The sequence below is a fragment of the Blautia hydrogenotrophica DSM 10507 genome (assembly GCF_034356035.1).
Classification (GTDB): Bacteria; Bacillota; Clostridia; order Lachnospirales; family Lachnospiraceae; genus Blautia_A; species Blautia_A hydrogenotrophica.
On sequence record NZ_CP136423.1, the window covers coordinates 1,915,139 to 1,929,823 of the forward strand.

18 protein-coding genes and 1 riboswitch are annotated in these 14,685 nt (G+C 45.1%); of the genes, 2 read left to right on the forward strand and 16 right to left on the reverse strand.

Translation table 11 applies throughout. The features are described 5' to 3' along the window. Nucleotides 1-8: 8 nt before the first annotated feature. From BLHYD_RS08950 to BLHYD_RS08975, 6 genes are all read right to left on the reverse strand, one after another. On the reverse strand, nucleotides 9-938 hold the full coding sequence (locus tag BLHYD_RS08950) for an ABC transporter substrate-binding protein (protein ID WP_005945962.1): 930 nt from the start codon (nucleotides 936-938) through the stop codon (nucleotides 9-11). 70 nt (nucleotides 939-1,008) lie between these two features. Beyond that, complete coding sequence (locus tag BLHYD_RS08955; protein WP_005945964.1) at nucleotides 1,009-1,455, reverse strand: MOSC domain-containing protein; 447 nt, start codon at nucleotides 1,453-1,455, stop codon at nucleotides 1,009-1,011. Then, nucleotides 1,452-1,946 (reverse strand): MogA/MoaB family molybdenum cofactor biosynthesis protein, encoded by a 495-nt coding sequence (locus tag BLHYD_RS08960; protein ID WP_005945966.1) that lies wholly within the window; start codon nucleotides 1,944-1,946, stop codon nucleotides 1,452-1,454. Before BLHYD_RS08960 ends, BLHYD_RS08955 begins: the two co-directional genes overlap by 4 nt. Nucleotides 1,947-1,948: 2 nt before the next feature. Next, on the reverse strand, nucleotides 1,949-2,938 hold the full coding sequence (gene moaA, locus BLHYD_RS08965) for a GTP 3',8-cyclase MoaA (RefSeq protein ID WP_313901930.1): 990 nt from the start codon (nucleotides 2,936-2,938) through the stop codon (nucleotides 1,949-1,951). Next, on the reverse strand, nucleotides 2,913-3,395 hold the full coding sequence (moaC, locus tag BLHYD_RS08970) for a cyclic pyranopterin monophosphate synthase MoaC (RefSeq protein ID WP_005945968.1): 483 nt from the start codon (nucleotides 3,393-3,395) through the stop codon (nucleotides 2,913-2,915). The genes moaA and moaC overlap by 26 nt, the downstream gene beginning before the upstream one ends. A 488-nt stretch (nucleotides 3,396-3,883) precedes the next feature. Then, nucleotides 3,884-4,006, reverse strand: a riboswitch (molybdenum cofactor riboswitch). Between the two features lie 148 nt (nucleotides 4,007-4,154). Then, entirely contained in the window at nucleotides 4,155-4,973 is an 819-nt protein-coding gene (locus BLHYD_RS08975) for a MerR family transcriptional regulator (protein ID WP_005945969.1), read from the reverse strand. 118 nt (nucleotides 4,974-5,091) lie between these two features. Here BLHYD_RS08975 and BLHYD_RS08980 point away from each other — a divergent pair, with 118 nt between their 5' ends. Together BLHYD_RS08980 and BLHYD_RS08985 are read left to right on the forward strand one after the other, a co-directional pair. Beyond that, complete coding sequence (locus BLHYD_RS08980; RefSeq protein WP_021844893.1) at nucleotides 5,092-5,748, forward strand: GNAT family N-acetyltransferase; 657 nt, start codon at nucleotides 5,092-5,094, stop codon at nucleotides 5,746-5,748. Between the two features lie 371 nt (nucleotides 5,749-6,119). Beyond that, the gene (locus BLHYD_RS08985; protein ID WP_005945972.1) at nucleotides 6,120-7,325 is read left to right on the forward strand and encodes an FprA family A-type flavoprotein; all 1,206 of its coding nucleotides are present in this window, start codon (nucleotides 6,120-6,122) and stop codon (nucleotides 7,323-7,325) included. 82 nt (nucleotides 7,326-7,407) lie between these two features. Here BLHYD_RS08985 and BLHYD_RS08990 read toward each other — a convergent pair whose 3' ends face one another. From BLHYD_RS08990 to lpdA, 10 genes are all read right to left on the reverse strand, one after another. Continuing rightward, entirely contained in the window at nucleotides 7,408-8,400 is a 993-nt protein-coding gene (locus BLHYD_RS08990) for a choloylglycine hydrolase family protein (protein WP_040350288.1), read from the reverse strand. Nucleotides 8,401-8,500: 100 nt separating this feature from the next. After that, nucleotides 8,501-8,983, reverse strand: a complete 483-nt coding sequence (locus tag BLHYD_RS08995; protein WP_021844891.1) for a hypothetical protein — start codon at nucleotides 8,981-8,983, stop codon at nucleotides 8,501-8,503. Nucleotides 8,984-9,199: 216 nt separating this feature from the next. Then, entirely contained in the window at nucleotides 9,200-9,355 is a 156-nt protein-coding gene (locus BLHYD_RS17520; protein WP_005945977.1) for a hypothetical protein, read from the reverse strand. A 399-nt stretch (nucleotides 9,356-9,754) separates the two neighbouring features. Further along, nucleotides 9,755-10,681: a lipoate--protein ligase gene (locus BLHYD_RS09005; protein ID WP_242648371.1), complete on the reverse strand. Its 927-nt coding sequence runs from the start codon at nucleotides 10,679-10,681 to the stop codon at nucleotides 9,755-9,757. Nucleotides 10,682-10,805: 124 nt separating this feature from the next. Then, on the reverse strand, nucleotides 10,806-11,216 hold the full coding sequence (locus BLHYD_RS09010) for a putative zinc-binding protein (RefSeq protein ID WP_005945980.1): 411 nt from the start codon (nucleotides 11,214-11,216) through the stop codon (nucleotides 10,806-10,808). Next, complete coding sequence (locus tag BLHYD_RS09015; RefSeq protein WP_005945981.1) at nucleotides 11,209-11,619, reverse strand: putative zinc-binding protein; 411 nt, start codon at nucleotides 11,617-11,619, stop codon at nucleotides 11,209-11,211. Before BLHYD_RS09015 ends, BLHYD_RS09010 begins: the two co-directional genes overlap by 8 nt. Continuing rightward, on the reverse strand, nucleotides 11,612-12,469 hold the full coding sequence (locus BLHYD_RS09020; RefSeq protein ID WP_005945982.1) for a putative zinc-binding protein: 858 nt from the start codon (nucleotides 12,467-12,469) through the stop codon (nucleotides 11,612-11,614). The genes BLHYD_RS09015 and BLHYD_RS09020 overlap by 8 nt, the downstream gene beginning before the upstream one ends. Continuing rightward, the gene (locus BLHYD_RS09025; protein WP_005945983.1) at nucleotides 12,462-12,755 is read right to left on the reverse strand and encodes a 4Fe-4S dicluster domain-containing protein; all 294 of its coding nucleotides are present in this window, start codon (nucleotides 12,753-12,755) and stop codon (nucleotides 12,462-12,464) included. Before BLHYD_RS09025 ends, BLHYD_RS09020 begins: the two co-directional genes overlap by 8 nt. Further along, entirely contained in the window at nucleotides 12,755-13,129 is a 375-nt protein-coding gene (locus BLHYD_RS09030; RefSeq protein ID WP_005945984.1) for a hypothetical protein, read from the reverse strand. The genes BLHYD_RS09025 and BLHYD_RS09030 overlap by 1 nt, the downstream gene beginning before the upstream one ends. A 32-nt stretch (nucleotides 13,130-13,161) precedes the next feature. Continuing rightward, on the reverse strand, nucleotides 13,162-14,553 hold the full coding sequence (gene lpdA, locus BLHYD_RS09035; RefSeq protein ID WP_005945985.1) for a dihydrolipoyl dehydrogenase: 1,392 nt from the start codon (nucleotides 14,551-14,553) through the stop codon (nucleotides 13,162-13,164). Nucleotides 14,554-14,685: the final 132 nt, after the last annotated feature.

The window sequence follows — 14,685 nt, forward strand, 5'->3', positions numbered from 1 at the left end:
AAAGAATCTTATGCGTCTGTACCGGCGTTGGGAACAAACAAAGCCTCTCCGTACTCCTCAACTCCGTACTCACCGATCAGCTTCTGAATCTCATCAGAACAAATCCACTCGATGAACGCGTTTGCAGCTTCATTGTTGACTTCTGGATATTTCTCTGGATTCACTGCAATCACTCCGTATTGGTTCAGCAAATTGGCATCCCCCTCACAGACAATCTCCAGACCCAAGGATACATCCGCGTCCTTTTTCATCTTCAGATAGGTTCCTCTGTCAGTCAGGCAATACGCTTGTTTTTCATCGGCCATTGTCAGGGTAGCTCCCATTCCCTGCCCGGATTCCAGATAATTGGGGTCAGCAGCCGGGTCCAGACCCAGATCTTCCCAGATCTGTTTTTCCTTCTTATCTGTGCCGGAGTCATCCCCTCTGGACACAAATGGAAGCTGTTCCTCCAAAATCTGGTTAAACACAGCCTGTATGTCCTGGGTAACGGCAACCGGCTCCGTCGGGCCGACCACGATAAAGTCGTTGTACATGACAGGAAAACGCTCTACACCGTAGCCGTCCGCTACAAATTGTTCTTCGCTTGCTTTCGCATGTACCAGAACAATGTCTACATCTCCATTCTCACCCATCTTCAAAGCTTCCCCGGTGCCAACCGCATCCCACAAAAGCTCATAGCCGGTATCCTCCTGGAAAATAGGCGCCAGATAATCCAAAAGCCCCGTGTCAGCCGTACTGGTCGTCGTCGCCATCATCAGCTGGCCTTTCTCCTCACCTTCTTTTGACTCGTCCGTTTTCTGGGCATCCTGTGAATCTTCACTCTCTGCCGCGTCCTCTGTAGCTGGCTGCTCCTTCGACTCCTCACTGCCTCCGCAGCCTGCAAGTGTTCCAAAAACCAGCGCAGTTCCCAGCAGCATCGCTAAAGCTTGTTTCTTCATTTTTGTTTCCTCCCTTGAATCTTTCTATTTCAAAACAACTTATCTGTTTTGAAAACCATTTCCTGGACAATCACAGAATCCTCCGCATCTCGTCCCCCACAGAGATTTCCCCTGCGCGCAGAACCCGCGCGAAAACTCCTTCTCTGGGCATAATGCAATCTCCCATCAGTCTCTGTATCTCACAGCCTTTGTGACAGGTCTTTCCGATCTGCGTCATCTCCAAAATTACAGAATTGCAGGCAAACCTCGTACCCACTGGATAGTTCTTGAAATCAAAGCCGGTGACAATCAAATTCTCTCCAAAAGCTCCGTCTTCCACCGGGGCTCCCTTCGCTTTGAACTGCTCGATCACCTCGTAAGACAGCAGGCTGACTTGACGGTGCCAGTTCCCTGCATGAGCATCGTTTTCAAGCCCAAAATCCTCGATAAATCTGGCCTTTCCCACATTTTTCTTCTGGGTGCCTTTCTTTTCACTGATACAGACTGCTTTTACAATCCCAACTTTTTCTTCTCTCATCTCGCGCAATTTTGAGCCTCCCCTGTTAAAATTTCTAACCCATGTTCCAGATAAGGCGCTACGTATTCCAGACACTCACGGACAGCCTTGGGACTACCTGGAAGATTGATAATCAGCGTCGTTCCCCGAATTCCCGCGGCAGCCCTGGACAGCATCGCCCGTCCGGTGAACTGCATACTGTATGCCCGCATAGCCTCCGGTATGCCCGGCACCTCCCTTTGACAGACTGCTTTCGTGGCCTCCGGCGTCCAATCTCTGGGAGAAAATCCTGTTCCTCCGGTGGTCAATATTAACTCTGCGGCCTTGTTGTCCGCAGTGTCACAAAACGCAGCTTTCAGTACTTCCAAATCGTCCGGAAGAATCTGTATTCCCACAACCTCGTATCCCAGCTTTTCCATAGTTTCCCGGATCACGGGGCCGCTGAAATCCTCTCTCTCCCCCCGGTACCCGCTGTCACTGGAGACAATAATCATCACTCTTTTTCTTTCCATTTTTATCCTCCGATCTGCGCCATAAATTTCTTTTCCTTTTCCTTTGGCGCGCCCTCCAAAAAGGCATGGCTTTGAGGCTTATCCAAAATTGCTCTCTGAATCCGTGCTCTTAATGCCTCATCCGAATCCTCTGCCCGCAGAGGCTCTCTCAAATCGATTCCTCTGTCATACTGAAGACAGGTCTTCAAATAACCCTGTGAAGTCAGGCGCACTCGGTTGCATTTATCACAGAATTTGTGGCTTACCGCACTGATGAAGCCGATTTTTCCCTGAAAGTTCTTGAACTGCATATAATGACTTGGCCCGTTTCCAAGCCTCTCCGTCACCGGCTGTCCCGGCCCGAATTCTCTCTCAAAAATCGTCAGTAGCTCCTCCTCTGAGCGTCCTGTCCAGGACTCACCCAGTCCGATGGGCATCATTTCTATAAATCGTACATGCACCGGGTAATCCCGGGCCAATGCTGCCATCCGGCATAGGCTTTCCGGGGACTGCCCTATGGAGACACAGTTGATTTTCAGCAAAATCCGGGGATATCTCAGCATTTCCTGAAATCCCTCCCAGGCTCTGCTAAATTCGTCTCTTCTCGTTATCCGGGCATACTCCTGCGGCTTTAAACTGTTTAAACTTAAATTCACTCCATCAATTCCTGCTTCTGCCAGCAAAGCCGCTTTTTCTTTGAGAAGTGTTCCATTCGTGGTCAGAGTCACCTGCTCAATCCCTTCGATCTTTTTCAGATCTTTGACCAGTTCTTCAATCTGCAGTCTCACCAGAGGCTCTCCGCCTGTCAGTTTGATTTTTCGGATTCCCACTGACACAAAGATTTCCGCGAGACGTTCTATCTCGTGAAATCTCAGAATTTCCTGGTGGCTTGCCAGAGAAATTCCATCCTCTGGCATACAGTACCGGCACCTCAGATTGCAGCGGTCAGTAACCGAAATCCGAATGTAGTCTATGGTCCTTCCGTATTCATCCACCATATCTGAAATCCCCACTCTTTCCTCCAGTCTTTCGCACCAAGTGAATTCCACCGATCTCCATTCGCTTGTCGATTGCCTTGCACATATCATAGATAGTCAGTAGAGCAACAGATACTCCCGTGAGAGCTTCCATTTCCACCCCCGTCTTTTCATCTATTTTCACAGTGCACTCTGCTTCAATACGACTGTTTTCTTCATCCAAACTGAATTTCAATGCACAGTTTTGTATATTCAGAGGATGGCACATGGGAATCAGAGAGGCTGTCTGCTTCACTCCCATGATCCCCGCCACTGTGGCGACACTCAGGACATCCCCTTTCTCCACGCAGTGTTCTTTCACCGCCTCCAGGATTTCTCTGCTCACGCGAATTTCTCCTCTTGCCACAGCAGTTCGGACCGATTTGTTTTTCCCAGTCACATCCACCATAACCGCATTGCCGTCCTCATCAAAATGTGTAAATTCTTCAACCATTTTCCCTTATCTCCTAACTAATAAAAAAGAATCCTGCCCCGCAGGATTCTCCGCCTGCGGCGGGTTGCATCAGCAACATTTTCATCTCCGCCGCAGTGTGATCCTACGGAGTATTTCTGTTATAGGAAAGAGCTTTCACGCATTAGTGTAACAAAGTATTTCCTATTACAAAAAAAGCCGCCACCCGGCGACCCTGCTCATAATATATTCATTCGTCCATCCGCATTGCGGACTAACGGGACCATAATCTCCTTTCCATAAACATGAAAAGCTTTCGTAATATGACCAGAGTCAATTCTAAGAAAGTTCCTGCACATACCATAATTCTCAGCAGCACAGATCTTCCTGTCTCTATTGTTAAGTTAAAAATTTTGACTCCAAGTCCCGTCTAAACACTCCAAGACTATAATTCGAAACGATCACAGACCCTTTCTGTCCATACAGTTCCCAACTATCGCATGATTTTCCTTTTCCAGTTTTTTCTATAGAATAACCTGGTTAAAAATCCTTTCCAAACACGGGAGGCATTGATTCAAGCGGTCAATACCCTCGCCGAACGAGCGTCGGCTGGTCCTGATTCCTCTTTACAGGACTCGGATTCTTTCTCATTATATAACAGACATTAAATTTTTACAATCTCTTCCCTGATATTTATTTTGTTATATAATTACAGAAAATCATCAGAAAATGCTATTCTTTCCAAAATTGACATACTATTTTCAGAACAAGGTGGGCAAGCCTCTCTCACCTCCCACCTATCTAACTATCTGGAATATTGTGAATTTTGATCGCTATCTGTGTCACATAGTTCTCCTCGCTGCCTATCATAAAATCATTCATTCCCTTCTCGTAGGCATAACCTGTCAACAATAGACTATGTTCTCTCGCATAGGAAAACATTTTATCATACAAAACTGGCAGCCGGCTCCAAGGACCTTTTAGGTATCCGCACAAATATTTCCCTCCGGGTCTTTTTACTACCTGACCATTTTTCTCTCGCTTTAGAACCGGTGAATAAAGACCATCATAGCTCTCAAATTGCCCTTCACTGGCTTTTTCCAGGGAGATATAGCTACCGATTCCATTCCTATACTGTTCCGGACTCCAAGTATCCTGCACATATCGGAATACCTCCATAAAATCATCATTTTCAAATTTGTAGGGAACCGTCAACAATTCTTCCTTCCTGAAATTTTCTATTCGTATATCCATGTCATTGATATTCTGACAGAGCAGAAGCTGTTCCTGTTTTTGGGATAAAACTGCTTTTACTCTTCTTAGTTTCTCAATTTTCTCCCCGATTTCTTTTTGTTTCGCTTTTGCCATCTCTAAAAATTTTTCCTCATCAAATCCGTGAACAAATGCTTTGATTTCTTCGATACTCAGGTTGACTTCCTTGAGCATCAGGATAAATTCAAAATCCATACTTTGGGAATAGTCATAGTATCTATAGTCGTTATCGCCTTTAAATTTAGGCGAAAACAGCCCAATACTGTCATAATAATGCAAAGTTCTCTTGTTCACATGGTGCAGTTTCGCAAACTGAGAGACGGTAAGTCTCGCTATATCTTTTTTCATAAAAACCTCTTGACTTTACACTTACTGTATCGTTTATTCTTCAGGTATAGCACCTGTGAGTAAAACAGTCAAGCCTGTTTTGTTTACAAATTTCAAAGCATTTGGAAAGGAAAAAAATATGGAAACTAAGATGATCCTGCGGGATTTGAGAAATGCCGATTTAAAATCACTGGAAGACGTTATCCGAAAGACCTGGAATTATGACAAATTCACCTCCTCGAAGACGGCGAAAAAGCTGGCGAAAGCCTATCTAGCTTCCTGTCTTGCCAATCAGACTTACGCCCTGACAGCGGAAGTAGATGGAAAACCTGTGGGAATCATACTCGGCAAAAATATTGAGAAACACCGCTGTCCTCTCAGATACCGTTGGCGACAGATCACAGCCCTTTGCCGGCTTTTGGCCTCCAAAGAAGGGAGGGACATACTGGGAGTCTTCAAAAACATTGACCACATAGACCGCGAACTTTTAAGCCAGTGTGAAAAAGACTACAAAGGCGAGGTTGCTCTATTTGCGCTTGACCCTGAATACCGTGGACTAGGCATAGGAAAAAAACTCTTCCTCCGCTTGATGGATTACATGAAAAAAGAAGAAATCGAAGATGTCTATCTGTACACAGACACTAGCTGTAATTTCGGTTTTTATGAGCACCAGGGAATGAAACGACAACAGCAATACCAAAAAGTATTCCACATGAAGGGGCAAAAGGAAACTATGGAGTTCTACTTGTACGATATCAGCGTCTCCAAAAAAATTCCAAACTGTCGGAATGTCTGACCATCTGGCTCATGACAGCTCTCCTGGCTACAGACAAGCAACAGGGGTTCCCGCCTGTGTCTTTTTGCCTGTTCTTCCTGAAATCCTTTGGCAACACACCGTAGATAAACTGAGAGCCTTTTGCCACCAGATTCTTTACCCAAAGCCTCTCAGAAAATTGCTCTATCCGTCAAAGACTTTTTTCAAAACCATTCTCATTGTGAGGATCCTTGTAGAAAATTAATAGTTATAGAAAATCCAAGAAATTCGAAATAGAACTGGAAAAATAGAGAAGAAAGGTGTACAATATCAACAGTTATCATTTGCTAATAATTTCGTTGCGGAAAATTTGCCTGCCGCAACCGTTAAAATACTGAAAGGAGAATTGATCTATGTATTGTACCAGAAAGATAACTGACAACATTACCTGGGTCGGTGGTTCCGACCGCAGACTGGCACTGTTTGAAAACCTCTTTCCGATTTCCAGAGGTGTCGCATATAACTCTTATCTGATTGCAGATGAGAAGACTGCTCTCGTCGACACGGTGGACTCTTCCCTCTCACGCCAGTTTCTGGAAAACATCTACCACACATTAGATGGCAGAAGTCTGGATTACCTAATTGTCAATCACATGGAGCCGGATCATTGCGCAAATATAGAGGAGCTTATGTTCCGTTTCCCCGAGATGAAAGTCATCGGGAACGCCAAAACTCTTAACTTTATTCGCCAATTCTATGATATGGAGTTGGAAGGTCGCACCATCACTGTAAAAGAAGGAGACAAGCTGGAACTTGGACGCCACACCCTGAACTTTTTCTTTGCCCCAATGGTACATTGGCCTGAAGTCATGGTATCTTACGAGGAGACAGAGAAAATCCTCTTCGCTGCGGATGCTTTCGGCAGCTTCGGCGCTCTAGACGGAATTCTGTTCAACGATGAGGTGAACTTTGACCGCGACTGGCTGGACGATGCCCGCCGTTACTACAGTAACATCGTCGGCAAATATGGTTCTCAGGTACAGGCAGCTCTGAAAAAGTTATCTGCCCTGGATATCCAGACCATCTGCCCGCTGCATGGACCTGTCTGGAGAACTGATCTGGCCTATATCCTGGATAAATACAACCATTGGAGTACTTACGAACCGGAAGATAAATCCGTCGTTCTCATCTACGGCTCCATGTACGGGGACACAGAAAACGCTGTGAACGTTCTGGCTGCCCAGCTAGCTGAAGCAGGCGTAAAAAATATCCGCGTCTACGACGCTTCCAGTACCCACGTGTCTGTGCTGATCTCTGAGATCTTCCGCAGCAGTCATCTAGTCCTGGCTTCTCCTACTTATAATGCCGGTATCTACCCTGCGATGCTGAATCTGCTCCACGACATGGCTGCTTTGAATATTCAGAATCGTACTGTCGGACTGATTGAAAACGGCACCTGGGCTCCTTCTGCAGGCAAATCCATGAGAACTCTGCTGGAAGGAATGAAAAACATGACCATTCTGGAACCTGTCGCAACAGTTAAATCTGCGCTTAAGAAAGATTCTAGAGATAGTCTCTCCCAGTTAAAGGATGCCTTGGTAGCTTCCTTGAATTCATAAACTTAACACCTAATGGGAAATCCCATTTAACTCTCTCGCCCCTCAGGATTGAGGGGCGAGAGCTGTTTCGTATTAAAATTTTTTACATAGATGCGTATTCCATGGGAATTTCCAAATCCCCTAATTTTTGATAGGTGCCGTCTTTAGGCAGATGTTCACACATCCGAACCTTCAACAACTGATAGTTATCATAGGTTTTCACGTAGTAATCCCCGCTTTGCAAATCCATAAATGCCGTATACTGCGTATAATCCGCAGTTCCTCTAGCTGTCATCACCGTTCCTTTCGGTATTGATACGCTTTCCATAATGTGAAAGCATTCCGGTACTATTTTTTGTCTGCTGTCCGGTATTTTTACGTGAGTCTTCAAAAACACAGTCCTCACAAAGCGTGCTGGGGAGGTATACCCACCTGGTAGAGAAAACGTCCCCGCTCCCTGGCCAAAGGGAACCAGCTTCAGAAAATCCCATTCAGCCTCTTCCTTCTGTGTAGAAGTCACACCGGTATAGTTTCTCAAATTTGTCAATTGCCAGGGAAAATCAGGACTGTTGGCCAACACTCCCACGGGGTTCTCATACAAGTCCAGTCCCCAGACTGTCTTTTCCATCACCAGGCTTCTCCCGGTTCTATCTGTAAACATCCAATGTAGCGGAGCCACCATTCCTGTAACCGGGTCCGCCGCTCCCACAATTGCAAGCTTTCTCGCTCTGTCCTCTACTTCTTCGAGACAGCTACAATTTCCTAAAATATCCGGCAGTACATCCAAAGACCCTCGTATCGTTTTTTTGCCGTCCTTTGGTGCCGTCTTCTCAAAATCTGCATACCCTGCAAAATACAAAGCGGCTCCCGCCACTCCCTTCTCATTCACTCCATCCACTAAAATTCGCAGATTCTCAAACTCCTGCCCGATAGCAAGAAATCCTATCTCACTGCTCATTTTCTGTCCCAGGCTGCCCTTCCACTGGTACCCCGCTGAGACTGCAAATAGCTGCGGATGAAGCGGATAAGAAAAATCCATGGTTCTGCCAAAAAAAGCTTCTCCTTTTTTCCCTGTGAAAACTATCGCTGTGCACATACGAATATCCTCTCTGTCTCGCATCCTGGTATATCATATGTTCCTTTTCAGAAATTGACCGCTAAGACAGGGTACATCCTCCCCTATGTTCATCTTTGCTTCACTCTATAGGGCACATCACGATGATTCTCTGGGGAGTCGTCTGAGGCGGAAGACTGTAAGTAGTATTCGTATAATAGACCAACAGATCTGCATTTCCGGGACTGCAAAAGAAGCGTTGCCCATTCCTAGTCTCAATATTCGTGAGTGGAGACAGATTCAATTTCAAGGAATCGTCCTCTGCCGTGAGATTCTCATCAAAGTATTTCAATGTCACTTCCTGGTTTCTGCGCAAAGACGTAATTAACTCTGCCTGATACTGCGGTGGAAAGACCGCAGGTGCCGGAAGATTCGTATCATAGAAAGCTGCAATTCTCATACCTCTTCTCAACCTGACATTATCAATCACCTCTGTATCCTGAGACACAACAAAATCCACCATTTCTGATTCCGTCCTCACTGATATCATCTGGGTGCAGCAGGAATTTCCGCTTCGAATACTCTGAATTGTTCCGATTATTTTTTGGTAAGAAGAATAGACCATTATAAAAGAATCCTTTTTTTCTTAGCATATGGAAAAACACTTCAAATGTGAATTTTATGAAAAAAATATCACCATCAGGGCAAATAGACTTTTGAGCTGTGCAATCCGATTACTCTCCACATGGCCCCTCTTCTATAAAATAGATTGATCCTTTTCGCTGAAATATTCCTTTTTCTTTTGAAAGCATTTCACATCTGTTCAATTTTACATTGCCTACTAAAAGTTTCCCTGCAAACGCCACTGCAAATCTGTCTGCACCGCAATGTTATATTCCTGATCCAACCAGTTTCCTATCCGTTCCGGTAATACACCAGACAGATTAAAGGCAACAGTGCCTGTGCGATTTTCTGCATTTTCATTTCCATATACCATAACGCCTTCTATTTTACTTAAACGGTCTATGGTATATTGGATCAGCGCCAGTTTTGTATTCTCCCTGATCTCGTTTTCTGCATCTTTACTCTTTGTATTCCCTTTAGAATCAGCTTTTACAGTTGAAAATTCAATTCCCCCTGCCTCGTTCCAGGGTTTTCAGGCATCTCCATACCGCATTATGTTCAATGCTGCTGGTAATAACATGATCTCCTTCCATTAAAATCTCTTATAAAGCTAAATTCAACGCTTCCGTGACATTCATTGTAAAAACAATATCTCCCGGCTTTCGGCAATGGAACAGTCTTGGTTTGCGGCATTGTCCAGATATACGCCTTTTCTTTTTAATTCTTTCCCTATCATAGTCTCCTCCTTTCCTGAACGTTCCCTGTCCCATGTTTATGAAAACAAAATCTGAATCAATTCTTCATTGGACAGATCAAAGATATATTCGGATACCGGAATAGTTCTCAGCACGGCTTCTATTTCTTTTTTCTCAAATCTTTGTCCTGTCAGCCTTTCTTCTAGCACCTCTATGGGATTTCGCTCAAAAAAATCCCCCGTGATTTTAAAGCTCTTTATGATTCCTCCCTCAGCTTTCACGGCGACAGCTATCTGCCCTGCTCTGACGCGCTCCTCCCGTACCTGGTCGATTGCCGGAGACTGTCCAAAATTCCATTGCCAGGTTTCGTATTTTGCTTTTTTTAGGGCGGCGATCTTTTCGTGATCCTTTTCTGATAAGTCCACCACGCATCTTTTCTCCCCGACTTCTTCAAAAAAAGTCTCGGCCAGGACTTCGGCAAACTCCTCCAAGGATATTTTTTTTGCCATGAACGTTTCTATATTTTCGATTCGGCTTCTCACCGAAGCAATTCCCTTAGCTCTTATCTTTCTTTTGTCTACTTTCAGAGAGTTAGACAGCTTCTTTAAATCTGTCGCATACAACAGCGTGCCATGGCAGAGCACCCGATTTTTCCAAAAATACTGGGCACTTCCCGATACTTTTTCCCCTTCCACAAGAATATCGTTTCTTCCGCTAAATTCCGCTCTGATCCCGTATTTCCGAAGGCACCGTATGATAGGCGCCGAAAAAACACGCATCTGGTTCTGCCTATGATCTTCCTGCTCCAAGATCGTAAAATTTAGGTTTCCCAAGTCATGGTACACGGCTCCTCCGCCCGACATTCTCCTTACCACATGAATTTGATTTTTCTCGACAAATGGAAGGTTGATTTCCCCGTAAGCGTTCTGGTTTTTTCCAATCACCACCGCAGGCTCGTTTCTCCATAAAATCAGGATTTTCTCCTTTAAATCCTTCTGTTTCAATAAATATTCTTCCAAAGCTAAATTTAAAAAGGGATTTGTTGATGAGTTGTTGATCTGGATCAAGAAAGGCTCCTTTCTGCCAAACTGTGGGAAGCTCCTTGGCCAGCTTCCCACTTTATGCAGGTTATTGATATTCCTCTAGAATTCTATCCACCTTTTTGCAGATTTCTTCTGCAATTCGGCAGGCCATTTTTTCATGTTCTTTTGTCAGCTTTTTCATGGAAACTGTCTTGGAAAGCGCGGTTGTCTCTCCTATAAGCTCGGCGATGATAAGCTGGTCCTTTACCTGCCCGCTGTATTTCTCTGTGGCGCATTTTGCGCAGCCCTCTTTACAGCCGTCCACTGCGATCACCGGATATTCTTCCGCAAATCTCCGTTCCTCCTCCCCTCCCGCTATGTAAAGGGGCAGGCACAGGGTCACTACTTTTCCAGGTCTTAATTCTTCCATGACTTTCCTCGTCGCCATCCTTGCCAGGGTTCCTCCCAGATATTCCTCTCCGCTGCAGGAGAGAACGCCAACCAGTATCTCAGACATTCTCCTTCTCCTCCTCTGCCATTTTTCTCACTTCATCCGTAACCATTTCCGCCAGCTCGCCAGTGATCCGCCAGCCATCTTCTGTTAGTACTGAGCCGGTTCCGGCATCCTTTCCCCGATGCTTTCTCATAATATCCACAGACCGGAATTTCGCTTTTACAACTCCTCCGGCTTCCTCCACACTTTTTGCGGAACAAAGCGCCGGACAACCGTCAATAGTAATACAGGAACAACCCTTTACCTTTTTTTCCGCTGCTTCTTTTCCCGTTACAAGGTGCGCCAGACACACATTTTCTGCCAATTCAGGCTCCCTTTCCGCTGCTTCCAACGCTGCCTCCCTTGCCATGAGTCCGAATACCTTTCCGATTCCGCTGCAGGCAATTACCTTTATTTTTTCAGACATGAAATTCCTCCACCTTTCGTTTCATAATTGGAAAATATTCCTCAAATTCATATAAAAGACTTCTGTCCTCCTCAAAATTTGTCAGCTCCAATTCCGCAATCCACCCTTCCCCATAGGGGTCCTGATTGATCAATTCCGGTTCATTGACCAGTTTCTCATTTACGGACGTGACTACTCCGCTGACCGGGCAGATCACTTCAAAAACCGCTTTCCCGGATTCCACGGTTCCTGCCTCGTCAAATTGTTCTATTTCTATCCCTAGGGAAGGCGGCGTAAAGAACATAATATCGGAAAGACTTTTTTGTACGAAATCTGCTACCCCAATCCGCGCATGGTTTCCAGATACATAAGCCCACACATCATTTTCGTTGAAGTAAAACTCCGGCGCGATAGGAACCCGGAACACAAATTTATCCTTTTTATAGGTTTCATATTCCAGATCTTCCGGAAAGTCCATCAGCGTTCCCGCTGTTCCAGTTTTTTCTTTCCCTTCCTTTAACTGCCCTAAAAGTTCAGAAATCAGCCTTCGCTCTTTTTCTCCTATCTCTAAAGAAGTGTCTAATGAATAGCCTCTCTTCTTTGCCTCCTCGCTGATGTTGAGCTTTTCATCAATCCGCAGGCTCTTTTCCGTAGCCAGCTTGCTGGCGCACCTTGTGGCGCACCCGTCAAGCACGAGAAGTTTTTTCTCCTCAAGTACCTTCTGATACCTCGCCTTAGCAATCCTATAAACAACCGGACATACGACTTCATTTTCCGGTTCCCTTGACAATTCCACCGCCATTTCGTGGGTGATACAGCCTGCACATTTATCTAATCCATTGCATGGAAAGACTGCATAGCCTTTACTCATTCTTCTCCCCCTCCTTACGCACTGCTTTGATCTGTTTTGTGGTTTTCCCTTTATCCGGGAAGGAAAGGGCGTCCAATCCGCAGGTTTTTCCACAAGCTCTGCAAAAAACCACACAATTATAAGGACTTTTCACGATCAGCTTTTTTTCCGCCCCTTCCACTGTTTCAAAGACATGATGTGGACAAAATTTCACGCACTCCATACAGTAATTGCATTTACTATAATCAATTGTAGGACACCAGTCAATTTTTTCTCTCGGTACTCCCATAAAGGTATTCTCGCTCATCACAGTTCCTCCTCATATCCCAGTTCGATCAATGCCGCCTTTACTTTCTCAAAGGCTTTCTCATTGGTCATATCCCGGATGTCCAGCATCACGCAATCCTTTTCCATATCCATTCCAGCGTCCTTAAACGCCTGACGGAACATTTTTTTCTGCATATTAGGAGCGCAGGCTCCGATGATTACTTTACGGTTCGCTTTTAAAAAGTCTGCCCAAAAACGGTCCCCATCTTCCTCGCAAAGCTGCGGATGGATGAAGCCATACTCAACCGGAAGCTCCACCCTTACCTGGTTAATAAAGTCCCAAATATCCATGGCCTGAAACCCCGGACATTTTCCGGTACAGACGCACATAACAAAACCATATTTCTTTTCCATATATCACATCCTCCTATTCTTGTCTTTTTGGCTCAGCCCTTATGTATGGAACTTCCGATGGCATCCCGGTACGCCTCCCATACGGCTTCGTTCAGTGTAGGGTGGGGATAGATCATATCCGCCAAAAACTCCGCCTTTATTTTTGCGGCAACCGCCATGCTGATCTCTGTTATCATTTCAGAAGCATCCGTCCCCAAAATTTCTCCTCCAATTACCTCCTCCTTTTCATTCAACAAGATTTTAACATAGCCTTCCCTCTTCCCTAAAGTCAGCGCCCTTCCATTCTGTCGGAAAGAAAAATATCCTTTTTTGATTGGAACTCCTTTTGCCAACGCCTCTTCTTCCGTAAGTCCTACACGGGCAAATTCAGGGATGGTATAAATACAGGAAGACACTGTCATGGGATCAAGTGTACTCTTTTTTCCAAGGGCATTCTCTGCCGCCACCCTGCCCTGGGCATACGCAAAATGCGCCAACAGCGGACCTCCGGTAATATCCCCGGCTGCATACACGTCTTTTTCGCTGGTCTGCATAAATTCATCCACGCAGACTGCATGATTTTTTGTTTTCAAAGAGAGCTGGGTAAAGTCTTCCAGGTTTAACCTCCTCCCAGCTGCGACCAGAATCACCTCACAAGAAAGCTGCTCCTTTTTCTCTCCTGTGTCATAGGTAATCGACAGTCCCTGATCTCCTTTCTCAATCTTTATGATCTGGCTCTGGAAGCGGAACCCTATTCCCAGCCTCTTTAAATGTTTCAAAATCTCCTTTGGCGCTTCCTCTCCTGTTTCCGGCAAAAACTCCTTCTGTTTTTCAAGTAAAGTAACTTTTGTCCCTAACGCTGCAAAGCACGTGGCAAATTCCACGCCTATCACACCGGCTCCCAGGATCGCCATGCTTTCAGGTATCTGTGATAGATTTAATGCTTCTGTGCTTGTAATCACACCCTTTAAATGGATTCCCGGAATCTCCGGTATGAAAGGTCTGCTGCCTGACGCAAGAATCATCTTCTCACACGTCACTTGAATATTTCCTTCTTTGGTTTCTACCTGAATCTCATGGAGCGCAGTCACAATTCCTTTTCCTTTCAAAACAGAAATTCCATTTTTTTGCAGCAGGCTTTCCAACCCTATGTTTAAATTTTTTACGATCCTGTTTTTTCGCTCCACTGCAGTCCCCCAATCAATCGTATCAAGACTTGCTTCTATCCCAAATTCTCTCGCCTTTTTTATATGCTGGGTCATTTTCGCGCTCTCAAGCAGCGCCTTTGTAGGAATACACCCTGCATTCATACAAACGCCTCCCAACTTCTCCCTTTCTACAAGGATGACCTTGGCGCCTAGCTGTCTTGCGCGGATTGCTGCGATATAGCCTGCAGGACCACCGCCTAAAACTGCAATCTGTGTTTTTATCTCTTCCTTTTCCATAAATATTCACCTTTCCAAAAGCATTTAGAAATAGCTGTATATGTTTCATATTTCTCTATTGTATTTATATAGATTTTTTTCTATCACATTTACGATTATCTATATCATATTTCTAAAAAATCACATCCGAAA

Bases quoted from the DNA above. Each gene is read 5' to 3' on its own strand.
- BLHYD_RS08955 (WP_005945964.1), bottom strand. From the start codon at position 1,455: ATGAGAGAAGAAAAAGTTGGGATTGTAAAAGCAGTCTGTATCAGTGAA.
- BLHYD_RS09020 (WP_005945982.1), bottom strand. From the start codon at position 12,469: ATGAGTAAAGGCTATGCAGTCTTTCCATGCAATGGATTAGATAAATGT.
- BLHYD_RS08960 (WP_005945966.1), bottom strand. From the start codon at position 1,946: ATGGAAAGAAAAAGAGTGATGATTATTGTCTCCAGTGACAGCGGGTAC.
- BLHYD_RS17520 (WP_005945977.1), bottom strand. From the start codon at position 9,355: ATGGTATATGGAAATGAAAATGCAGAAAATCGCACAGGCACTGTTGCC.
- BLHYD_RS08950 (WP_005945962.1), bottom strand. From the start codon at position 938: ATGAAGAAACAAGCTTTAGCGATGCTGCTGGGAACTGCGCTGGTTTTT.
- BLHYD_RS08985 (WP_005945972.1), top strand. From the start codon at position 6,120: ATGTATTGTACCAGAAAGATAACTGACAACATTACCTGGGTCGGTGGT.
- BLHYD_RS08995 (WP_021844891.1), bottom strand. From the start codon at position 8,983: ATGGTCTATTCTTCTTACCAAAAAATAATCGGAACAATTCAGAGTATT.
- moaC (WP_005945968.1), bottom strand. From the start codon at position 3,395: ATGGTTGAAGAATTTACACATTTTGATGAGGACGGCAATGCGGTTATG.
- lpdA (WP_005945985.1), bottom strand. From the start codon at position 14,553: ATGGAAAAGGAAGAGATAAAAACACAGATTGCAGTTTTAGGCGGTGGT.
- BLHYD_RS08975 (WP_005945969.1), bottom strand. From the start codon at position 4,973: ATGAAAAAAGATATAGCGAGACTTACCGTCTCTCAGTTTGCGAAACTG.
- BLHYD_RS08980 (WP_021844893.1), top strand. From the start codon at position 5,092: ATGGAAACTAAGATGATCCTGCGGGATTTGAGAAATGCCGATTTAAAA.
- BLHYD_RS09015 (WP_005945981.1), bottom strand. From the start codon at position 11,619: ATGTCTGAAAAAATAAAGGTAATTGCCTGCAGCGGAATCGGAAAGGTA.
- BLHYD_RS09010 (WP_005945980.1), bottom strand. From the start codon at position 11,216: ATGTCTGAGATACTGGTTGGCGTTCTCTCCTGCAGCGGAGAGGAATAT.
- BLHYD_RS09025 (WP_005945983.1), bottom strand. From the start codon at position 12,755: ATGAGCGAGAATACCTTTATGGGAGTACCGAGAGAAAAAATTGACTGG.
- BLHYD_RS08990 (WP_040350288.1), bottom strand. From the start codon at position 8,400: ATGTGCACAGCGATAGTTTTCACAGGGAAAAAAGGAGAAGCTTTTTTT.
- BLHYD_RS09030 (WP_005945984.1), bottom strand. From the start codon at position 13,129: ATGGAAAAGAAATATGGTTTTGTTATGTGCGTCTGTACCGGAAAATGT.